Annotated in this window: 12 protein-coding genes; 5 read left to right on the forward strand and 7 right to left on the reverse strand. The window is 73.4% G+C overall.

All coding sequences use genetic code 11. The features are described from left to right. On the reverse strand, positions 1-954 hold a 954-nt coding region (locus tag ABZ873_RS28020; protein ID WP_360877436.1), incomplete at its 3' end, for a hypothetical protein. Further along, positions 938-2,926, reverse strand: a complete 1,989-nt coding sequence (locus tag ABZ873_RS28025; RefSeq protein ID WP_360877439.1) for a prolyl oligopeptidase family serine peptidase — start codon at positions 2,924-2,926, stop codon at positions 938-940. The genes ABZ873_RS28020 and ABZ873_RS28025, both read right to left, overlap by 17 nt. 251 nt (positions 2,927-3,177) lie before the next feature. Between ABZ873_RS28025 and ABZ873_RS28030 the strand changes: the two genes are divergently transcribed. Then, entirely contained in the window at positions 3,178-4,494 is a 1,317-nt protein-coding gene (locus ABZ873_RS28030) for an MFS transporter (protein WP_360877442.1), read from the forward strand. Positions 4,495-4,662: 168 nt separating this feature from the next. Here the strand turns inward: ABZ873_RS28030 and ABZ873_RS28035 are convergent, their stop codons facing one another. Then, positions 4,663-4,935: a hypothetical protein gene (locus ABZ873_RS28035; protein ID WP_360877445.1), complete on the reverse strand. Its 273-nt coding sequence runs from the start codon at positions 4,933-4,935 to the stop codon at positions 4,663-4,665. 307 nt (positions 4,936-5,242) lie between these two features. Here ABZ873_RS28035 and ABZ873_RS28040 point away from each other — a divergent pair, with 307 nt between their 5' ends. Further along, positions 5,243-6,118 (forward strand): hypothetical protein, encoded by an 876-nt coding sequence (locus ABZ873_RS28040; protein WP_360877448.1) that lies wholly within the window; start codon positions 5,243-5,245, stop codon positions 6,116-6,118. A 31-nt stretch (positions 6,119-6,149) separates the two neighbouring features. Beyond that, complete coding sequence (locus ABZ873_RS28045; protein WP_360877451.1) at positions 6,150-7,133, forward strand: hypothetical protein; 984 nt, start codon at positions 6,150-6,152, stop codon at positions 7,131-7,133. Between the two features lie 41 nt (positions 7,134-7,174). Here ABZ873_RS28045 and ABZ873_RS28050 read toward each other — a convergent pair whose 3' ends face one another. The 3 genes from ABZ873_RS28050 to ABZ873_RS28060 form a co-directional block, all read right to left on the reverse strand. Further along, positions 7,175-7,852 (reverse strand): hypothetical protein, encoded by a 678-nt coding sequence (locus ABZ873_RS28050; RefSeq protein WP_360877454.1) that lies wholly within the window; start codon positions 7,850-7,852, stop codon positions 7,175-7,177. A 23-nt stretch (positions 7,853-7,875) separates the two neighbouring features. Then, positions 7,876-10,080: a glycoside hydrolase domain-containing protein gene (locus tag ABZ873_RS28055; RefSeq protein ID WP_360877457.1), complete on the reverse strand. Its 2,205-nt coding sequence runs from the start codon at positions 10,078-10,080 to the stop codon at positions 7,876-7,878. A gap of 146 nt (positions 10,081-10,226) precedes the next feature. Continuing rightward, on the reverse strand, positions 10,227-10,613 hold the full coding sequence (locus ABZ873_RS28060) for a hypothetical protein (RefSeq protein WP_360877460.1): 387 nt from the start codon (positions 10,611-10,613) through the stop codon (positions 10,227-10,229). 2,426 nt (positions 10,614-13,039) lie between these two features. Between ABZ873_RS28060 and ABZ873_RS28065 the strand changes: the two genes are divergently transcribed. Both ABZ873_RS28065 and ABZ873_RS28070 read left to right on the forward strand, forming a co-directional pair. Further along, positions 13,040-13,618, forward strand: a complete 579-nt coding sequence (locus ABZ873_RS28065) for a hypothetical protein (RefSeq protein ID WP_360877463.1) — start codon at positions 13,040-13,042, stop codon at positions 13,616-13,618. Positions 13,619-13,718: 100 nt separating this feature from the next. Further along, positions 13,719-15,419 (forward strand): AMP-binding protein, encoded by a 1,701-nt coding sequence (locus ABZ873_RS28070; RefSeq protein WP_360877466.1) that lies wholly within the window; start codon positions 13,719-13,721, stop codon positions 15,417-15,419. Between the two features lie 70 nt (positions 15,420-15,489). Here the strand turns inward: ABZ873_RS28070 and ABZ873_RS28075 are convergent, their stop codons facing one another. Further along, the gene (locus ABZ873_RS28075) at positions 15,490-15,975 is read right to left on the reverse strand and encodes a hypothetical protein (protein WP_360877469.1); all 486 of its coding nucleotides are present in this window, start codon (positions 15,973-15,975) and stop codon (positions 15,490-15,492) included. Between the last annotated feature and the right edge of the window lie 278 nt (positions 15,976-16,253).

The raw sequence follows: 16,253 nt of genomic DNA on the forward strand, positions 1-16,253 counted from the left end.
GCCGTAGCGTTCCAGCAGGCGGGTGTTGGCCTGGACGTTGAGGGCGAAGCCGCCGCTGACGGAGAGGTAGGCGTCCTGGGTGCGTACGCCGGCCAGCCGGGCGAGGGCGTCGACGTTGCGGGCCATGATCAGTTCGCAGCATTCCTGGACGACCTTCATCACGGCGCTGTGGAGGTTCTCCTCGGCGGTGAAGCGGGGGTCGGGGCTGGAGCCGTCGAGCCGGCGGCGGGCTTCGTCGAGGATGTGGCGGACGAGGCCGAAGGCGGCGGGCCAGGGCTGGACGTGGCCGCCGGGGAAGGTGAGGTCGCCCAGGGCGGTGGCCGGGTCGAGGTCGACGGTGGTGTCGCAGGCGGAGGCCAGGGCCATCAGGGTGCCCGGTTCCTTGCCCAGGAGCCGGTCGGCGGCGTGGTAGAGCGGGGCGGGTGATTCGACGGGGGCGAAGGTGATGTCGCCGCGGACCGAGACGCAGCCGGCGTAGTAGTGGGGCGGCAGTTGCTGTTCCAGGACGAGGTCGGGGGCGGCGTCCACGGCGAGGCCGATGATGACCGATTCCCGGAACAGGGCGGTGTCGGTGAGGATTCCGCTGAAGAGGTGGCCCAGGCTGTGCAGGGGCAGGCCCTCGGCGCCGGGGGGCACGGTGAGCGGCTGGTGGGCGGGCAGGCCGGGGGTGCCCCAGCTGACGGTGATGTCGTCGGGGGTGAGGCCCTCGCCGGCCAGCAGGTGGGCGAGGAAGGTCTCGGCGCGTTCGGGGGTGTAGAGGGGCCACGAGTGGTGTTTCTGGCCGCTGATGCGTTCCAGTTCCCAGTGCCGGACGAGTTCGACGCGGTCGGGGGTGCGCCGCCACAGGGAGAGGTTGTGGTCGTGGCGGGGGGAGATGACGGCCCGTTCGCCGGGCGGGGTGAGGTAGGTGGAGAGGATGTACTGGGGGGCGGGCTGGTCAGTGTGCGGGGGCACGGTCGTCCTCCTTCGGCATCTGGCGGGACCACCAGTCGAGGATCGCCTCGTAGCGGGCGATGCGGTGGCTGGGCAGACCGGTGCGGGACATGTCGTGCCCCTCGCCGGGGAAGAGCAGCAGTTCGACCGGTACCCCGCGCATCTTCAGCGCGACGAACATGCGCTGGGCCTGTTCCATGGGGGTGTGCCGGTCCTCCTCGGACTGGATGAACATCATGGGGATGTCGATCAGGCCGGCGTGGGTGAGGGGGCTGAGGTCCGCCCAGCGGCCGGTGTCGGCGCCGTAGAGGGCGATGGAGTTGTTGACGCCGTCGTCGGCGGAGCCGAAGTGGCTGTCGATGGCGTAGCAGCCGCGTTCGCCCATGGCGGCGCGGAAGCGTTTGCCGTGGTGGGCGGCGAGCCAGGCGGACATGTAGCCGCCGAAGGAGCCGCCCTGTACGCCGACGCGGGCGGGGTCCAGGGCGGGGTCGCGCAGGGCGTGGTCGAGGAGGGCCAGCAGGTCGGGGGCGGTGCGGCGGGCGAGGTCGTCGGCGGCCCAGCGGCCGTGGGCCTGGCCGTAGCCGGAGGTGCCGCGGGGGTTGCCGAGGACGACGGCGTAGCCGGCGCGGGCGTAGACCTGGGCTTCTTCGAAGGAGGCGGGGCCGTTGAGGGTGTAGCCCCACTGGGTGTAGGGGCCGCCCTTGATCTGGAGGATGACGGGGTGGGGGCCGGGGCCTTCGGGGCGGACGAGCCAGCCCTGGAGGGGGTAGCCGTCCTCGGTGTGCGCGGTGAACTCCTCGACGGGGCGCAGGGTGGTGCGGGCGCGCAGGGTGGCGCCGAAGGTGGTGAGTTCGTGGGCGGTGCCCTCGCGCAGGACGGTGAGGTCGCCGGCGCTGCCCGCGGAGGACAGGACGGCGGCGACGGTGGTGGCGTCGGGGGTTTCGGTGACGGCGAAGCCGTTGACCTGGCGGGGGCCGGTGAGGACGGGGCGGGGGGTGCCGCCGTCGTAGGGGATGAGGTCGAGGTGGACCTCGCCGTGCCAGTCGTTGGGGAAGTAGACCCCGTCCCGGCCGGTCTGGATCATGAGGGAGGAGAAGCTGAGGTGGTGGGTCTCGGGGTCGGTGAGGCGGACGGGGTCGGTGGTGCCGTCGGTGCGGACCGACCACAGGCCGTAGCTGCTGGCGCCGCGGGCGCGGCCGTCGGGGGTGAGGGTTTCGGCGGCGAAGCAGACGTGGTGGCCGTCGGGGGTGAACTGCGGGCAGCTCATCTCCAGGCCGCCGCGGGTGAGGGGGCGTTGGCCGGTGCCGTCGGGGGCGCAGACCCAGACGTCGCGGCGCAGGTCGTCGGCGTGGCCGGGGTGGCGGCCGGAGACGAAGGTGAGCTGGGTGCCGTCGGGGTTCCAGGCGACCTCGTCGTGGTCGTAGGGGCCGGTGGTGAGCTGGGTGGCGGCGGGGGCGGGGCCGAAGGCGCCGGTGGTGAAGGGGGCGGTGAGGAAGACGTGGCGGGGCCGGTCGAAGGTGAAGCCGAGGCCGTCGGCCATGAAGCGCAGGGCGGTGATGCGGCGCGGGCGTTCGCGTCCCGGGGGTACGCCCGGCCGGTAGCGGCCGGGTTCGGGGACGCGGGCGGTGAAGGCCAGGCGGGTGCCGTCGGGGCTCCAGGCGGGCGGGCCGGCGCCGAGGGGGAGGTCGGTGACGGGGAAGGGGTCGCCACCGTCCAGGGGCAGGAGGTGGATCTGGGCGGGGCCGCCCGCGGCCGGAGGGCGCAGGAAGGCCAGCCAGCGGCCGTCCGGGGAGAAGGCGGGGGCGCTGTCGGAGGGGCCGCGGGTGAGGCGGCGGGCGGGGGCGGATCCGTCGGTGGCGGCCATCCACAGCTCGGTGGTGTGGGTATCGGCGGCCACGTCGGGTGCCGTGACGCCGACGGCGGCCAGTCGTCCGTCGGCGGAGAGGGCGGGCCGTCCCAGAATGCGCAGCAGGTCGATATCCGTAGGGAGCATGGACGGAAAATTAGGGGCGGGGCCCGGTTTTCCTCAACCGCGTTCAACTGGGCTGTTCAACTGGGCGTTTGAGGGGGTGGGGGGCGGGTGGGGGGTGTTCAACCGCGGTGGTGCGGCGGTTGGACGGCGGTGGTTGAGCGGGCTTCGGGGGTGGGGCATCATCGGGTGCTCCTGTCCGCCGACCGCAGAGGGCGAGGTCTTTCGTGATGAGCCGAGTGAAAGGATTTCCCGGGGGGCCGTTGAAGGGTCCTTTGGCGAACCGGGATTTCCGGCGGCTGTGGACCGCGGGATTCGTCTCGGAGACCGGCGACTGGATCTTCATGATCGCGATGCCGGTGTTCGTGTACCAGCTGACCGGGTCGGTGGCGGCCACCGCGGCGAATTTCATCGTGGAGCTGCTGCCGGGGCTGCTGCTGTCGCCGGTGGCGGGGGTGCTCGCGGACCGCTGGGACCGGCGCCGGCTGATGATCGGGGTGAGCCTGGTGCAGGTGGTGGTGCTGCTGCCGCTGCTGGCCGTGGACGGGCCGGGTGATCTGTATCTGGTCAACGCGGTGACGTGTGCGCAGGCGGCTCTGGCGACCTTGTTCCAGCCGGCGAAGTACGCGCTGCTGCCGTCGGTGGTCGCGCCCCGGGATGTGGCCGCGGCCAACGGGCTGGCCAGTCTGAACGGGAACCTGGCGCGGCTGCTGGGGGCCTCCTGCGGCGGGTTCGTGGTGGCGGGGCTGGGGCTGCCGGGGGTGCTGGTGCTGGACGCGGTGTCGTTCCTGCTGGCGGTGGCGCTGCTGGCGCGCCCGTTCGCGGTGACGCAGCCGGAGGCGGTACGGGAGCCGGTGTGGCGGGCGTGGGTGGCCGGGCTGCGGGAGATCCGGGACCGGCGCGGGCTGCGGCTGATGGTGCTGCCGGTGGGGCTGATCGGGCTGGCGCAGGGGCTGTTCGCCGTGCTGTTCGTGGTGTTCGTGACCGAGCGGCTGGGGGGCGGCGAGGGCGAGACGGGTCTGCTGCGCGGGGTGCAGGCGATCGGGGGCATGGCGGGCGGGGCGCTGATCGGCTCGCTGGCGCGGCGTACGGATCCGGGGCGGCTGCTGGGGTGGGCGCTGCTGGTGTTCTCCGGGATGACGGCGCTCACCTGGAACAGTGCGTACGTGACCACCGCGATCTGGTTCCAGGCGGCGCTGTTCGCGGTGCTGGGGGCGCCGGGGATCGGGGTGTTCGCGGGGCGGATGGCGATCGTGCAGCTGCACACCTCGGATGCGACGCGGGGGCGGGTCCTGGCCAGTTTCCAGAGCGTGTTCGACGGGTTCACGGCCCTGGGCATGGCTCTGGCGGGTGCGTTGGCGGGCCTGCTGGGCCTCCCGCTGGCCCTGGACGTCCAGGCGGCCCTGCTGGGCACGGCGGGCCTGCTGGCCCTGTGGCACTTCCGCCCGGGGGCGGTGGCCCGTACGGCCGGGGAGTCGGGGGCGGCTGCGGAGGCGGGTGCGGCCGGGGCGGCGGGCGGTGCCGGTACGGATACGGGCGCGGGCGCGGCCGGGGAGCCGCGGGCCCGGGAGGGCGCGGGCCGCAGGCCGTAAGCCGTAGGCCGGGTCTCCCCCGCCCGGGGTGCGGGGTGCGGTCGGCGGCGGGTGCCGCGGGCGGCGCCCCGTACCGGGTGGCCGGAGCGGGGCCGCAGGCCGTGGGAGGAGGGGCCCCCTTGTGTGCGGGCGGGGCGCGCCCGGCATGGTGTGGGCGGCGTGGGCGGCCTACAGCACGCCGAGCTTCTCCTCGAAGACCTTGACCGCCCCGCTGACGCCGAGGAGAACGGCGCCCGAGGAGCCGAGCGCGACGAGCGTGCCCGCCCCCAGGTGCCGGAAGAGGATGAAGGTGCAGAGCGCGCCGACGATTCCGCACAGGAGGGCGATCAGCAGGGCCATGACCTTGACGGACCGCGGCGGCCCGCCGGCGGTGTCGGAGGCGGTCGGCGCCGCGGCGGGGCCGGCTGCCGGCGTCGACGGGGCGTTCGGGTTGTCGGGCATGTGAGGCGACCGTCCTTGTCCTGCGCTGCCCCGCTCTCCTGCGGGAGGCGGTGCGGGCCACCGCCGTGGCGGCCTGCGTCCAGAGAAGCGAGAGGCGGGGGCCCTCTCCAAGGCTTCAGCCCTGCAGAAGAATCTTGTAGGCAACTACCGCTGTTCTGTAGGGCGTTCACCGCATCCATGCAGGTGACGGGGCCGACTGAACGACGATGCGCAAGATCGACATCTGAATGCATACAGCACTGAATGAGACATCCGGCCGGTAAGGGATGCTTGACGCTCCGCACGAGTCGCGAAGGAGCGGCGCACAGTGAGTACTTGGCGAGATCTGCTGACCGATGCCGGCCACTGGGGTGAATACCGCGGGGCTCTGGGCGCCCTGCAGCGGGACAAGGGGCTCAGCTTCAAGAACATGGCCGAGCGGAGCGAGGAGGTGGCCCGCGGTGTTCCGGGAGCCACCTCGTACTCCGCCGGCACCCTGCACAAGCTCACCGACCCGGAGCTGCGCAAGGAGCCGAAGTGGGAGCAGGTGGAGGTATTCGTGCGCGCCTGCGCCGGGCACGGCAGCGAGCACGGCGAGGAGCAGGACGCCGCGGAGGCCGTACGCCTGTGGAAGGACGGGTTCCACAGGCTCAAGGGGGACCGGCCGCCTCCCCGGCCGGACTACAGGCCGCGTCTTCTGGCCGCGGCGGGCGCGGCCGTTGTCCTGGCGGCCGGTGCCGTGGCGTTCAGCTGGCCGTTCTCCGGCGACTCGCAGTCCGCGGGGAAACCCGGCGCCGCGGCCTCCTCACCGGCGCGAGGCAGCGCCTCCTCGCCGGCCGCAGCGCCGCCCACCGCGCCGGAGGCCGCGCCCCCCGCGCCGGGTGCGAAGCCGTCATCGGCCGGACCCGCCGACGGCCGGTATCTCTCGCGCATCGCCTGGTCCGACAACGGCGGGCCCACCGTGGTGCAGGTCTACGCCGACTACGCCGACACCGACCGGGCCCGGGCCTCGGCCACGGGCCACGGATACGACATCGGCCAGGACATCGTCGTGTTGTGCCAGGTGTCCGGCCGGCCCGTCCCTCTGGGTACCTATCGGGGTCCCGACCCCGAGCGCAACGGCCTGTGGTACCGGATGTCGACCAGCGAGTACATCCCGGCCATCTATGTCGACACCGGCCACACCTCCCTTCCTGCCTGCTGAACACCCCTCTCACCGGCACGAGGAGCCGCTCATGACATCACCTCCGCAGCCCTCCCCGCCCCGCGGGAGGTCCCGCCCGGCCCGTGTCGCGGCGGTGGCCGCGATCGCGGTCGCCGCTGCGGGGATCGGCTACCTGGCCGCCGGCCGCGAGCCGGCCTCCCCCGCCGGTATCACCGTCGAGATGGCCGGCAAGCCGGGCACGAATCCTCATCCGGAGGTGACGCGGACCTCAGGCGTCAGCCGGATCAGGTCCGACAGCCCCGGCGACCCCGTCAAGGTCCGCCCCTGCCCGGGCCTCGCCCCCTACGGCACCCACGACTGCCCCGAGGCGTCGGTGGTGTTCGTCCCCGACGGCACCCCGGCGGAGATACGGTGCTGGACCGACAGCTCCGCCCCGGAGGGTTACCCGGCCGACCACAAGCGCTGGTTCTACGTCGTCCTGGCGCCCGGCAGCCCGAAGCCGGGCCTGGACGGATACATCTACTCCGCGCTCATCCCCGTGGCCGAACAGATCATCGCGCCGACGTGCACCAGCCGGCACTGGCTGGAGGTGCACCCGCCGTCCCCCGCCCCGCCGGACCCCGGACACGGGCCGGCCGAGGCGGCGGCACCCCGGCCGTCCCCCCTCCCCGCCACACCGGCGCCCGCTCCCACGACCAGGGCTCCGCAGCCGGCGACACCCGGCCCGGCCACGCCCGAACCGCCCCGGGCGGAACCACCCCGGCCCGCACCTCGCACCGTCCGCGAGCAGAGCGGCAGCCACGGATCTCCCGCCTTCGCGGACCCGCACGGCGCGAAGGGTCCCAGCGGCCGGATCCCCGCCCACACCTGGGTCGACGTCGAATGCCGCGTGTACGCACCCGAGATCGAGAGCGCGAACCCGGACGGCTGGTGGTACAGGATCGCCACCGGTGCCTGGGCCGGCCGCTACGCGGTCGCCAACACCTTTATGAACGGAGACGCCCCCGGCCAGAAGCCGCCCACCCATACGGACCTCTCGGTGCCGGTCTGCTGACCGGCCGCCGAGAGGTCCGCAGGACAGCGCGGCCGCGGGGGTCAGGCGCCCAGGGGGAGGGTGCCGGCGCCCTTGCCGGGGGTGTCCTCCCAGGTGCGCAGGCGGGTCGCGAGGGTGTGCAGGCGCGGGTCGGACGGGGGGACGTCCAGGGCGAAGTGGGCTTCGTCGGGGCGGTGGGTGAAGTTCCCGCCCCAGACGACCGTGCCCTGGCACTCCTTCAGGATGTCCTGGACGACGGCCTTGTGGTGCGGGAAGAGTCCGCCGGTGACGCCTTCGGGGTACCAGGTGGGGCGGATGGCGAGGGCGGTGCCGGAGGCGTGGTTGAGGGCGTGGCCGCGCAGGGCGGGGCCCGGGGGGAGGAAGCCGGTGACCTCGCCGTCGGCGAGGGCGTCGATCTCGTAGTGGTAGCGGCGGATGACGTGGATGAGTACGGTCGCCGGTTCGCCCAGGCGCAGGGCGACCGAGACGGGGCTGCCGGGGACCTGGCGGGTCCAGATGGTGCCGGAGGCGTCGGCGGCGGTCTCGGTGGGCCAGCCGTTCGGGCCGAGCGGACCGGAAGCGGCACCGGGGACGGGGAGGGGCGGTGGCGGGGAGGCCGGGGCGGGGGCCGCCGAGGCCGTGGCGGGGAGGGCGAGGGGGGCCAGGGCCGCGGCGGCGGTCAGGCCCGCGCCGGTCAGCAGCAGTGAGCGGCGCGGTACGGGCGTGGGGTGCGGGGTCATGTCCGTCCTGTCGGGTCGGGCTGTCACAGGCTGCGCAGCGGTGCGTTGTACTTCTCGAACACGCGGTGGAGGCCGAGCATGGCGCGGCCGTAGTTCTCGGAGTGCGGGAGTTCGCCGTTGTAGCGGGCCAGGGTGCGCCAGGTGTCGTCCTCGCTGGTGGACATGCTGGGGCGGGCGGCGCCGACGAGGGCGGCGCCCTCGACGAGGACGGCGGGGACGGTGCTGACGTTGTAGGTGTTGTCGTTGTGCAGTTGCTGCCAGACGTTCCACAGGTCGTTGGGGACGTCGGGGTTCAGCAGGGGCCCGCTGATGAGTCCTTGGCGGATGCAGTGGTTGCGGGCGGTGACCGCGGTGCGGCCGAGGATCTGGGCGAGGCCGGTGCTGGCGTCGTTCTTGGTGCTGACCCCGGTGCCGCTGTAGTGGTCGATGACGGCTTCGTCGGCGAGGACGTCCAGGTCGTTGAACATGCGCATCTCCCAGAAGAGCGGGCACTGGATCAGTGCCTTGCGCATCCGGAAAGTCCGCGCGAGGTGGGTGACGAGCCCGTCGAGCTCCATCAGGTTGTTGAACGCCTGGGTGGTGGAGCGGCGGGTGAGGACCTGGGCGCCCTGGCTGCCGCCGGTCTCGGGGACTCCCATGCTGTTGAGGAGGTACCACTGGACGTCTGTCAGGAGCGCGCCGCGCTGGGCCATGTTCATCCCGACGTCCAGGCCGCCGGTGGGCTGTTCGGGGAGGTAGGTGTTCTGGCCGGCGTCGCGGCCGGAGGCGATGTTGTTGTCGATCTCGATGAGGCCGGCGCCGGAGCCGACGGTGATCGTGGAGATCTGGTCGAAGGCCCAGTCGGAGGGCAGCGGGTAGCCGAGGTTCCCGGAGAAGCCGGTGGACATGTCGCAGACGAAGCTGGCGCTGGTGTAGCCGGCGGCGGCGACGCGGCTGCAGACGTTGCGGGGTGCGTAGATGCCGGTCAGGTAGCCCTGGCCGTGCACGTTGACGACGTCGCGGATGGCGCGGAAGTGGGGAAGGATGTTCTCGGTGACCTGGTGGTCGAGGGCGTCGAAGTCGACGGCGAAGTAGATGCGGGTGCCGGGCTTGAAGCCGTAGTGGCGGGCGCGTTCGATGGCGGCGAAGGCGTCGACGGTGCCCTGGCCGGTGTTGAAGTAGGACGCCTCGCCGCCCCAGGTCTGGTAGATGGGGAAGCAGCTCAGTCCGTAGGCGGCCATCCGGCCGAGCTCGCCGGGCTTGATCCTCTTGTCGAGGGAGGTGTTGGGGACGTTGGACAGGTAGCGTCCGACGATCTGGTATCCGGCGCTGCGCAGGGCGGCCGCGCGGTCGTTGGTGATCTCGGTGACGCCGTCGGCGGCGGTGCCGCGGCGGGTGGCGTCGCCGGTGGAGACCAGCAGGGAGGCCCAGGTCTGGAAGTCGCCCTTGCCGGTGACGGGCAGTTTCGCGAAGTTCTGGAAGCTGCGGACGCGGGTGGCGAGGTCGGCGTCGAAGGAGCTCTGGAAGAAGACCCCGCCGCGCTTGTTGAAGATCATGGCGGCGGTGAAGAGGCTCACCCAGGTGCCGGAGGAGCCCTCGGCGAGGGTGTTGTTGCGGATGCCCTGCTGGGTGCCGGGGCCGAAGACGCCGTTGGCGACGTCGTCGCTCATGCCGATCTCGTACTGGATGGCGAACATCAGCGCCTTCTGCACGTCCCGGGAGAAGTGGCCGTCGCAGGGGACGATGAAGAAGTTGCGGCGGCCGACGTAGCGGCCGTTCATCCACTGCTGCACCGCGCGGGTCAGGGCGCTGCCGCCCTCGACGGTGACGTACGCGTCCATGGTGAGCAGGGCCTTGAACACCTTGGGTGACACACCGTCGGGGTAGGCGCCGTCGACGCCCATGTTCTGCTTCAGCTCGCGGACGGAGGCGGCGACGCGGTCGCTGTAGGCGCCGTTGATGCCGCCGCCGTCGTAGCCCTTGCAGTAGAGCGCGGCCTGGATGATCTTGTTGATCTTCTCGTGGCCGGTGGCCGGGCCGATGACGGGGTGGCGGCCCTGGAGGGTGGACAGGGTGGTGGGGCCGAAGTTGTCGGACAGGGAGGTGAGTCCGAGCTCGTGCTGGAGGGCGCGGGTGAGCGCGAACATCACCGTCCAGCTGGTCCGGCCGTCCTCCTCGACCTCGGGGATGCCGGGGACGTCGTAGGAGTTGATGAACTTCTGGGCCTCGATGACCATCTGGTCGGCCACGGGTGTGTCCTTTCGCGTGGAGCCGTTGTACGGGGGCCCGGGCGGGCGGTGGGGCGCGCCGCCCGGGCGGGGTGGTGGGGGGCCTCAGGCGGTGGTGCGGGGCTGAGGCGGTGGTGCGGGGCTGAGGGCGGTGGTGCGGGTGGGGCTCAGCAGGTGGGGACGCCGTCGATCCAGTTGCTGGCGTTGTCTATGTAGTAGCTGGCCATGTAGCCGCGGTGGCCGCTGGCGGTGCGGACCCACAGCCAGTACGGGTTGCCGCCGACGACCTGGGCGCCGCCCTGCTGGCAGTACACCCACACCTGGGCCGGGTTGCTGACGGTGGTCTGGATGGACGGGCAGTTGGCGGCGGAGGGGTAGAGGGAGCACTGCTCGCCGCCGCCGGCGCGGACGTTGACGCCGGAGGCCCATACGCCGTAGTAGCCCTCGCCGTGGCCGGTGGCGTGGGCGGAGCCGGCGGTGCCGAGGACGAGTGCGGTGGCGGCGAGGGTGGTGGCGGTCATGGCGGCGGCGGACGCCTTGAGCTTGCGGATCACGGTTGTTTCCTCCGGTGGGTGATCGGTGGGGATCGATGGGTGATCGGTGGGTGATCGGTGGGTGATCGGTGGTGCCGCCGGGCCCGGGGCGGTTGGCGCCGGGCCTCGGCGGGGGCCATACAACCCTTGGACACGCCTGCGGCCACGACCTTTTCGCGCTGGTAGAGAATCCGTGGACAATCCGAGGACATCGCCGCCGCCGGGGGGTACGGCGGTGCTCACTCAGGGGGGTACGGATGGGACGGCGGGAAAGCCCGATCGATCCGCAGGCGGGTCCGCTGGAGCGCTTCGCACACGAACTGCGCGCGCTGCGGCACTCGGTGGGATCGCCTTCGTACCAGGACCTGGCACGGCACACGCACTTCGCGCCCTCGACCCTGGCGGCGTGCGCGTCGGGCAAGAAACTCCCGAGCGCGCCGGTCCTGGCGGCCTACGTCACGGCCTGCGGCGGCGACCCGGCGGCCTGGGAACGCCGCCGCCTGGCGACGCGGCTGCGGATGCACGCGGCGGGGGCGGGGGCCGGGGTGGCTCCGGGCGCCGGGGCCGGTGCGGCTCCGGCCGGGGCCGAGGCCGGGCTCCCGCTGGCGGGCGGGGCGGCGTGGCCCGGGCCGGGCGGGGCGGGGATGGCTCCGGGAGCCAGGGGCGGTGCGGCTGCGGCCGAGGCCGGGCTCCCGCCTGCGGGCGGAGCGGGGCTGGCGGCATGGCCCGGCACGCCGGGGGCGGACGGAACGACGGGCCCGGGGGCCGGAGTCGGTGCGGCTCCGGCCGGAGCCGAGGCTGGATTCCCGCCTGCGGGCGAAGCCCGGCTGGCGGCGGGGCCGCCGGGCTCGGAGCCGGCATGGACCAGGCCGGGCGGGGCTGGGATGGCTCCGGGCGCCGGGGCAGGTGCGGCTCCGGGCGAGGCGCGGCTGGCGGCCGGGCGGGCATGGCCGGGGATACCGGCGCAGGGCGCAACGGCGGGCCCGGGTGCCGGTCCGGCCGCGGGCGATGCTCAGGTGGCGGCTGGCCCGCTGGGGCCGGAGCCGGCTTGGCCCGGGGTACCGGGGCCGGGCGGAACGGCGCAGCCTGGCAGGGCTGCGGCCCCGGGCAGGGCTGACGCGGCAGGCGAAGCCTGGGCCTACGGAACCGGGACCGGCAGGGGAACCGAGCCCTGGGCGGAAGCCGAACCCGGCACGCACGCCGGAGCCGGTGCCGCTGCCGCGGCGGGAGCCGGAACCGTAGCCGGGGCCGGTGTGGGAACTGGAGACGGTACGGGAGCCTGGGCCGAGGCCGGGCCGGGGAGCAGCACCGCGGCCGGAGCAGACACGGGAGCTTGGACCGGAGCCGGGACCGGCGCGGTGGCCGGAACCGGGGCTGACCCGGGAACCGGCCCCCGCGCGGGAACCGCGACCGGTACGGGGGCCGAATCCTGGGCGGCTGGAGCCGGGTTGGAAAGCGGTACGGAAGCCGCGGCCGGGACAGGCGCGGGAGTCCGGGCTGTTGCCGCGCCCGGCATGGGATTCGGGGCGGGAGCACACACGGGGGCCGGGACCCCCACGGGGGCCGGGACCCCCACGGAATCCGGAACCGGGGCCGGAACCGGGACGGAAGCCGCGGCGCAATCCGGGGCTGGGACCAACGCGGGAGCCGGAACCAGGACGGGAACGGAGGGCGCAGCCCGAGTCGGGGCTTCGACCGACGCGCGAGCCGAGGCCGCGCACGGCGCGGAGGCCGGAACCGGCCTGGGATTCGGGGCCGGGACGGGCAGGGAGGCTGCGGCCCGAGTCGACGCAGCGCACGGCGCGGAGGCCGAGACCGGCCTGGGATTCGGGGCCAGGACGGGCGCGGGATACCGCCCTCGGCTCGGCGCGGAGGCATGGACCGGCACGGAAGCCCGGCCCCAGGGCGGAACCGGAGCGGAAGCCACGGACCGACCCGGCGCCGCGCACGGCGCGGGAGCCGGGGTCGCGCCCGATGCGGGAGGCCACGCCGGGCTCGGCACGGAGGCCGGGACCGGTACGGAAGCCGGGGCCGACGCCGGGGCCGGTACGGAAGTCACGGCCCGAGCCGGAGTTGCGACCAGCACGGAAGCCGACGCCGCGCACAGCGCGGAAGGCCGCCCCGCGCTCGGCCCGGGAACCGGGGCCGCGCCCGAAGCGGGAGCCCGGCCCGGGACCGCGTCCAGCGCGGAAGGCGGAGCCGCGTCCAGCGCGGGAGGCCGCCCCGCGCGCGGCGCGGCAACCGGGGCCACGCACGGGGTGGAAGCCCGGCCCGGGACCGCGCACGGCGCGGGAGCCGACGCCGCGCACGGCGCGGGAAGCCACCCCGGGCTCGGCCCCGGGCCCGGCGCGGCGGTGCCCGCGGCCGCGGACCCGGTGCGGCCCGCCGCACGCAGGGAGCGGTGGCGCCGGGGAGTGGTGTGGTGGCGGGTGGGGGCCGTGGGGTTGATGCTTGCTACCTGTACCGCCTCGCAGACCCTGCGCGGCAGCGCCCCCGCCGACCCCGGGCTCTGGCTCAACCCCCGTGCCGACATACCCCGTCAGTACCGTGCGACGATCGTGGAGGCGGGGACGATGTGTCCCGTCCCGCAGATCACCCCCGCCCTCGTCGCGGCCGTGCTCAAGGTGGAGAGCGGCTTCGACCCGCATCTGCACGATCCCGCCAACGACGAGTACGGCATCGCCCGCTGGACCCCCCGCGTGCTGCGCTACTACCTGCCCGAGGACCGGCAGGGCAGCGTCCCGGCCCCGCCCCTCGACGCCCGCGACTCGATCCTCGCCCTCGGCCGGATGCTGTGCACGCTGGCGCCGCAGCTCGAAGGCGTGGCCGGGGACCCGGTTTTGAACCTGGCCGGCGCCTACCGCACCGCGACCTTCGTCATCCAGAAGGAGAACGGCGTCCCCTCCCGCCTGCGCCCCTACACCTCCGAGGTCCGCCTGCACCTGATGGCGTACGCGCCCGAGCGCAAGGCGTGCCTGCCCTTCCCGGTGACGGAGAGCTCGTACCCAGCGCCCTGCCCCCGCTGATCCCCGTACCCCCTCCCCCCGCACCCCCCTCCCCCGCACCCCGCCACCCCCCGCGCCTCTGGTGCCGCGCCCCGCCGGAAGGAGATCATGGCCGCGGATCATGGGCGGCGCGCGCGTCGGGCCGTCCTCGCCGCAGCGAGTGCAGGAGGTATGTGTGTCCGCAGCACCGAGCCGTGCGTCGGGGAGTTCCGAAGTCCCCTTGCTGCACGAGACGATCGGGGACAACCTCGACCGGACCGTACGCCGCTTCCCCGGCCGGGACGCCCTCGTGGACGTGGCCGCCGGCCGCCGGTGGACGTACGCCGAGCTGGGCGCCGACGTCGACGCCCTCGCCCTGGGCCTGCTGGAGCTGGGGATCGTACGGGGCGACCGGGTCGGGATCTGGGCGCCCAACCGTGCCGAGTGGACGCTGGTGCAGTACGCCACCGCGAAGATCGGGGCGATCCTGGTCACCGTCAACCCGGCATACCGCTCGCACGAGTTGGAGTACGTACTGGGGCAGTCCGGGATCCGGCTGCTCGTCGCGGCGCAGCGCTTCAAGTCCTCCGACTACGCGGCGATGATCGAGGAGGTGCGGCCGCGCTGCCCGGGGCTGGAGTTCACCGTCCTGTTCGACAGCCCCGGCTGGGAGGCGCTGGCGGCGAGCGGGCGGGCGGCGGATCCGGGCGCGCTGGAGCGGGCGCGGGAGGGGCTGAGCCCGCGGGACCCGATCAACATCCAGTACACCTCGGGGACGACGGGCTTCCCCAAGGGGGCCACCCTCTCCCACCACAACATCCTCAACAACGGTTTCTTCGTGGGTGAGTTGTGCGGCTACGACGAGCACGACCGGGTGTGCGTACCGGTGCCGTTCTACCACTGCTTCGGGATGGTGATGGGCAACCTCGCCTGTACCAGCCACGGTGCGGCGATGGTGATCCCGGCGCCGGCCTTCGACCCGGTGGCGACGCTGGCGGCGGTGGAGGCGGAGGCGTGCACCTCTCTGTACGGGGTGCCGACGATGTTCATCGCCGAGCTGGCGGCGCCGGGGTTCGAGGGCTACGACCTGTCGAGCCTGCGTACGGGGATCATGGCGGGCTCGCCGTGCCCGGTGGAGGTGATGACCGAGGTGATCGGGCGGATGGGGATGCGGGAGGTGTCCATCTGCTACGGGATGACGGAGACCTCGCCGGTGTCCACCCAGACCCGTGCGGACGATCCCGTGGAGCGGCGGGTCTCCACGGTGGGCCGGGTCGGCCCGCATCTGGAGGTCCAGGTGGTCGACCCGCGCTCGGGGGCGACGGTCCCGCGCGGCACGCCGGGTGAGCTGTGCACGCGCGGCTACTCGGTGATGCTCGGCTACTGGGGCGAGCCGGAGAAGACCGCGGAGGCCGTGGACGCGGAGGGCTGGATGCACACCGGTGACCTGGCGGTCATGGACGACGAGGGCTATCTGAGCATCACCGGCCGGATCAAGGACATGGTGATCCGGGGCGGCGAGAACCTCTACCCGCGCGAGATCGAGGAGTTCCTGCACGCCCACCCCGACATCCTGGACGTGCAGGTCATCGGCGTGCCGGACGAGAAGTACGGGGAGGAGCTGATGGCGTGGGTGCGGATGCGCGAGGGCGCCGAGCCGCTGACCGCGCGGGCGGTGCGCGCGTACTGCACGGGCCGGCTGGCCCACTTCAAGATCCCCCGCTACGTGCATGTGGTGGAGGAGTTCCCGATGACGGTGACGGGCAAGATCCGCAAAATCGAGATGCGCGCCATGGCCACCCGCCTGCTGGAGGAATCGGCGGGCGGGGGCGAGGACGGCTGACGGGGCGGGGGCCGGGGCGGCCGGGCGGCCGGGGGGTCCCCGGGCCGCCGCCCGCCGCTGCCCCTCATGGTCACTGGCCGGCCAGTGTCACGATCAGGCAGAGGACGGAGAAGAGGGCAGCGGCGCATTCCGGTACGAGGCTGGACCGCTGCTGGCGCAGCGGTCCTCCCGGTGCCCCGGATGCGGCATGCCGCATGGCTTCCATGTCGGCCACGAGCCGCGTTCTCGCATTTTTCCCGTCCAGGACCCCCAGAAAGGCCCGAGGGAAAAATTTCCCGCCGCCGGCCGCCCTGTTCACCAGGCAAAGGCGATGCGCGAGGAAAGTCCGCCGCCATTCCATTCCGGAAATCTCCGACCATGGAACCCATACGGTGCGATAGGGCTCGCGAACAACGAGATACTCCTTCTCCGCGCGCAATCCAGGGGTGAACTGGAATCGCCACATGATGCACATGAGGACGGGGCATCCCATCCACGCCGCGAGCAGCGGGAGGTAGGAGTCATGCGCCGTAGTGAGGGCCTCGACCAGGGCGATCACCGGAATGGTGAAGAACACTCCGCACCAGAGGAGACCTGTCAGTATCTTGCTCGCAGACCTCTTCATTACCGCCGGATTCCCCTGTAGCCGAAAGCGCTCACGACCCTGCCGGCCATGCCTCGCGCGACGGCTCCCCCGCCGGTAAACGCGAACGCTACACCGGCGGCGCGGCCGTCCATGAACCCGGGATTCTGCTCACGGCAACCCCTTTGACTCCGCCGGGGCGGGAGGGGCCTACGGCCCCGGCCCGGTCAGTGTGAGGGGGCGAGGCCACCCCACGCGGCCCCACCCCCTTC

The organism is Streptomyces sp. NPDC047014 (genome assembly GCF_040644195.1).
Classification (GTDB): domain Bacteria; phylum Actinomycetota; class Actinomycetes; order Streptomycetales; family Streptomycetaceae; genus Streptomyces.

Coding starts and splice junctions, on each gene's coding strand:
- ABZ873_RS28025 (WP_360877439.1), bottom strand. CDS start 2,926: ATGCTCCCTACGGATATCGACCTGCTGCGCATTCTGGGACGGCCCGCC.
- ABZ873_RS28035 (WP_360877445.1), bottom strand. CDS start 4,935: ATGCCCGACAACCCGAACGCCCCGTCGACGCCGGCAGCCGGCCCCGCC.
- ABZ873_RS28045 (WP_360877451.1), top strand. CDS start 6,150: ATGACATCACCTCCGCAGCCCTCCCCGCCCCGCGGGAGGTCCCGCCCG.
- ABZ873_RS28050 (WP_360877454.1), bottom strand. CDS start 7,852: ATGACCCCGCACCCCACGCCCGTACCGCGCCGCTCACTGCTGCTGACC.
- ABZ873_RS28065 (WP_360877463.1), top strand. CDS start 13,040: ATGCTTGCTACCTGTACCGCCTCGCAGACCCTGCGCGGCAGCGCCCCC.
- ABZ873_RS28070 (WP_360877466.1), top strand. CDS start 13,719: ATGGGCGGCGCGCGCGTCGGGCCGTCCTCGCCGCAGCGAGTGCAGGAG.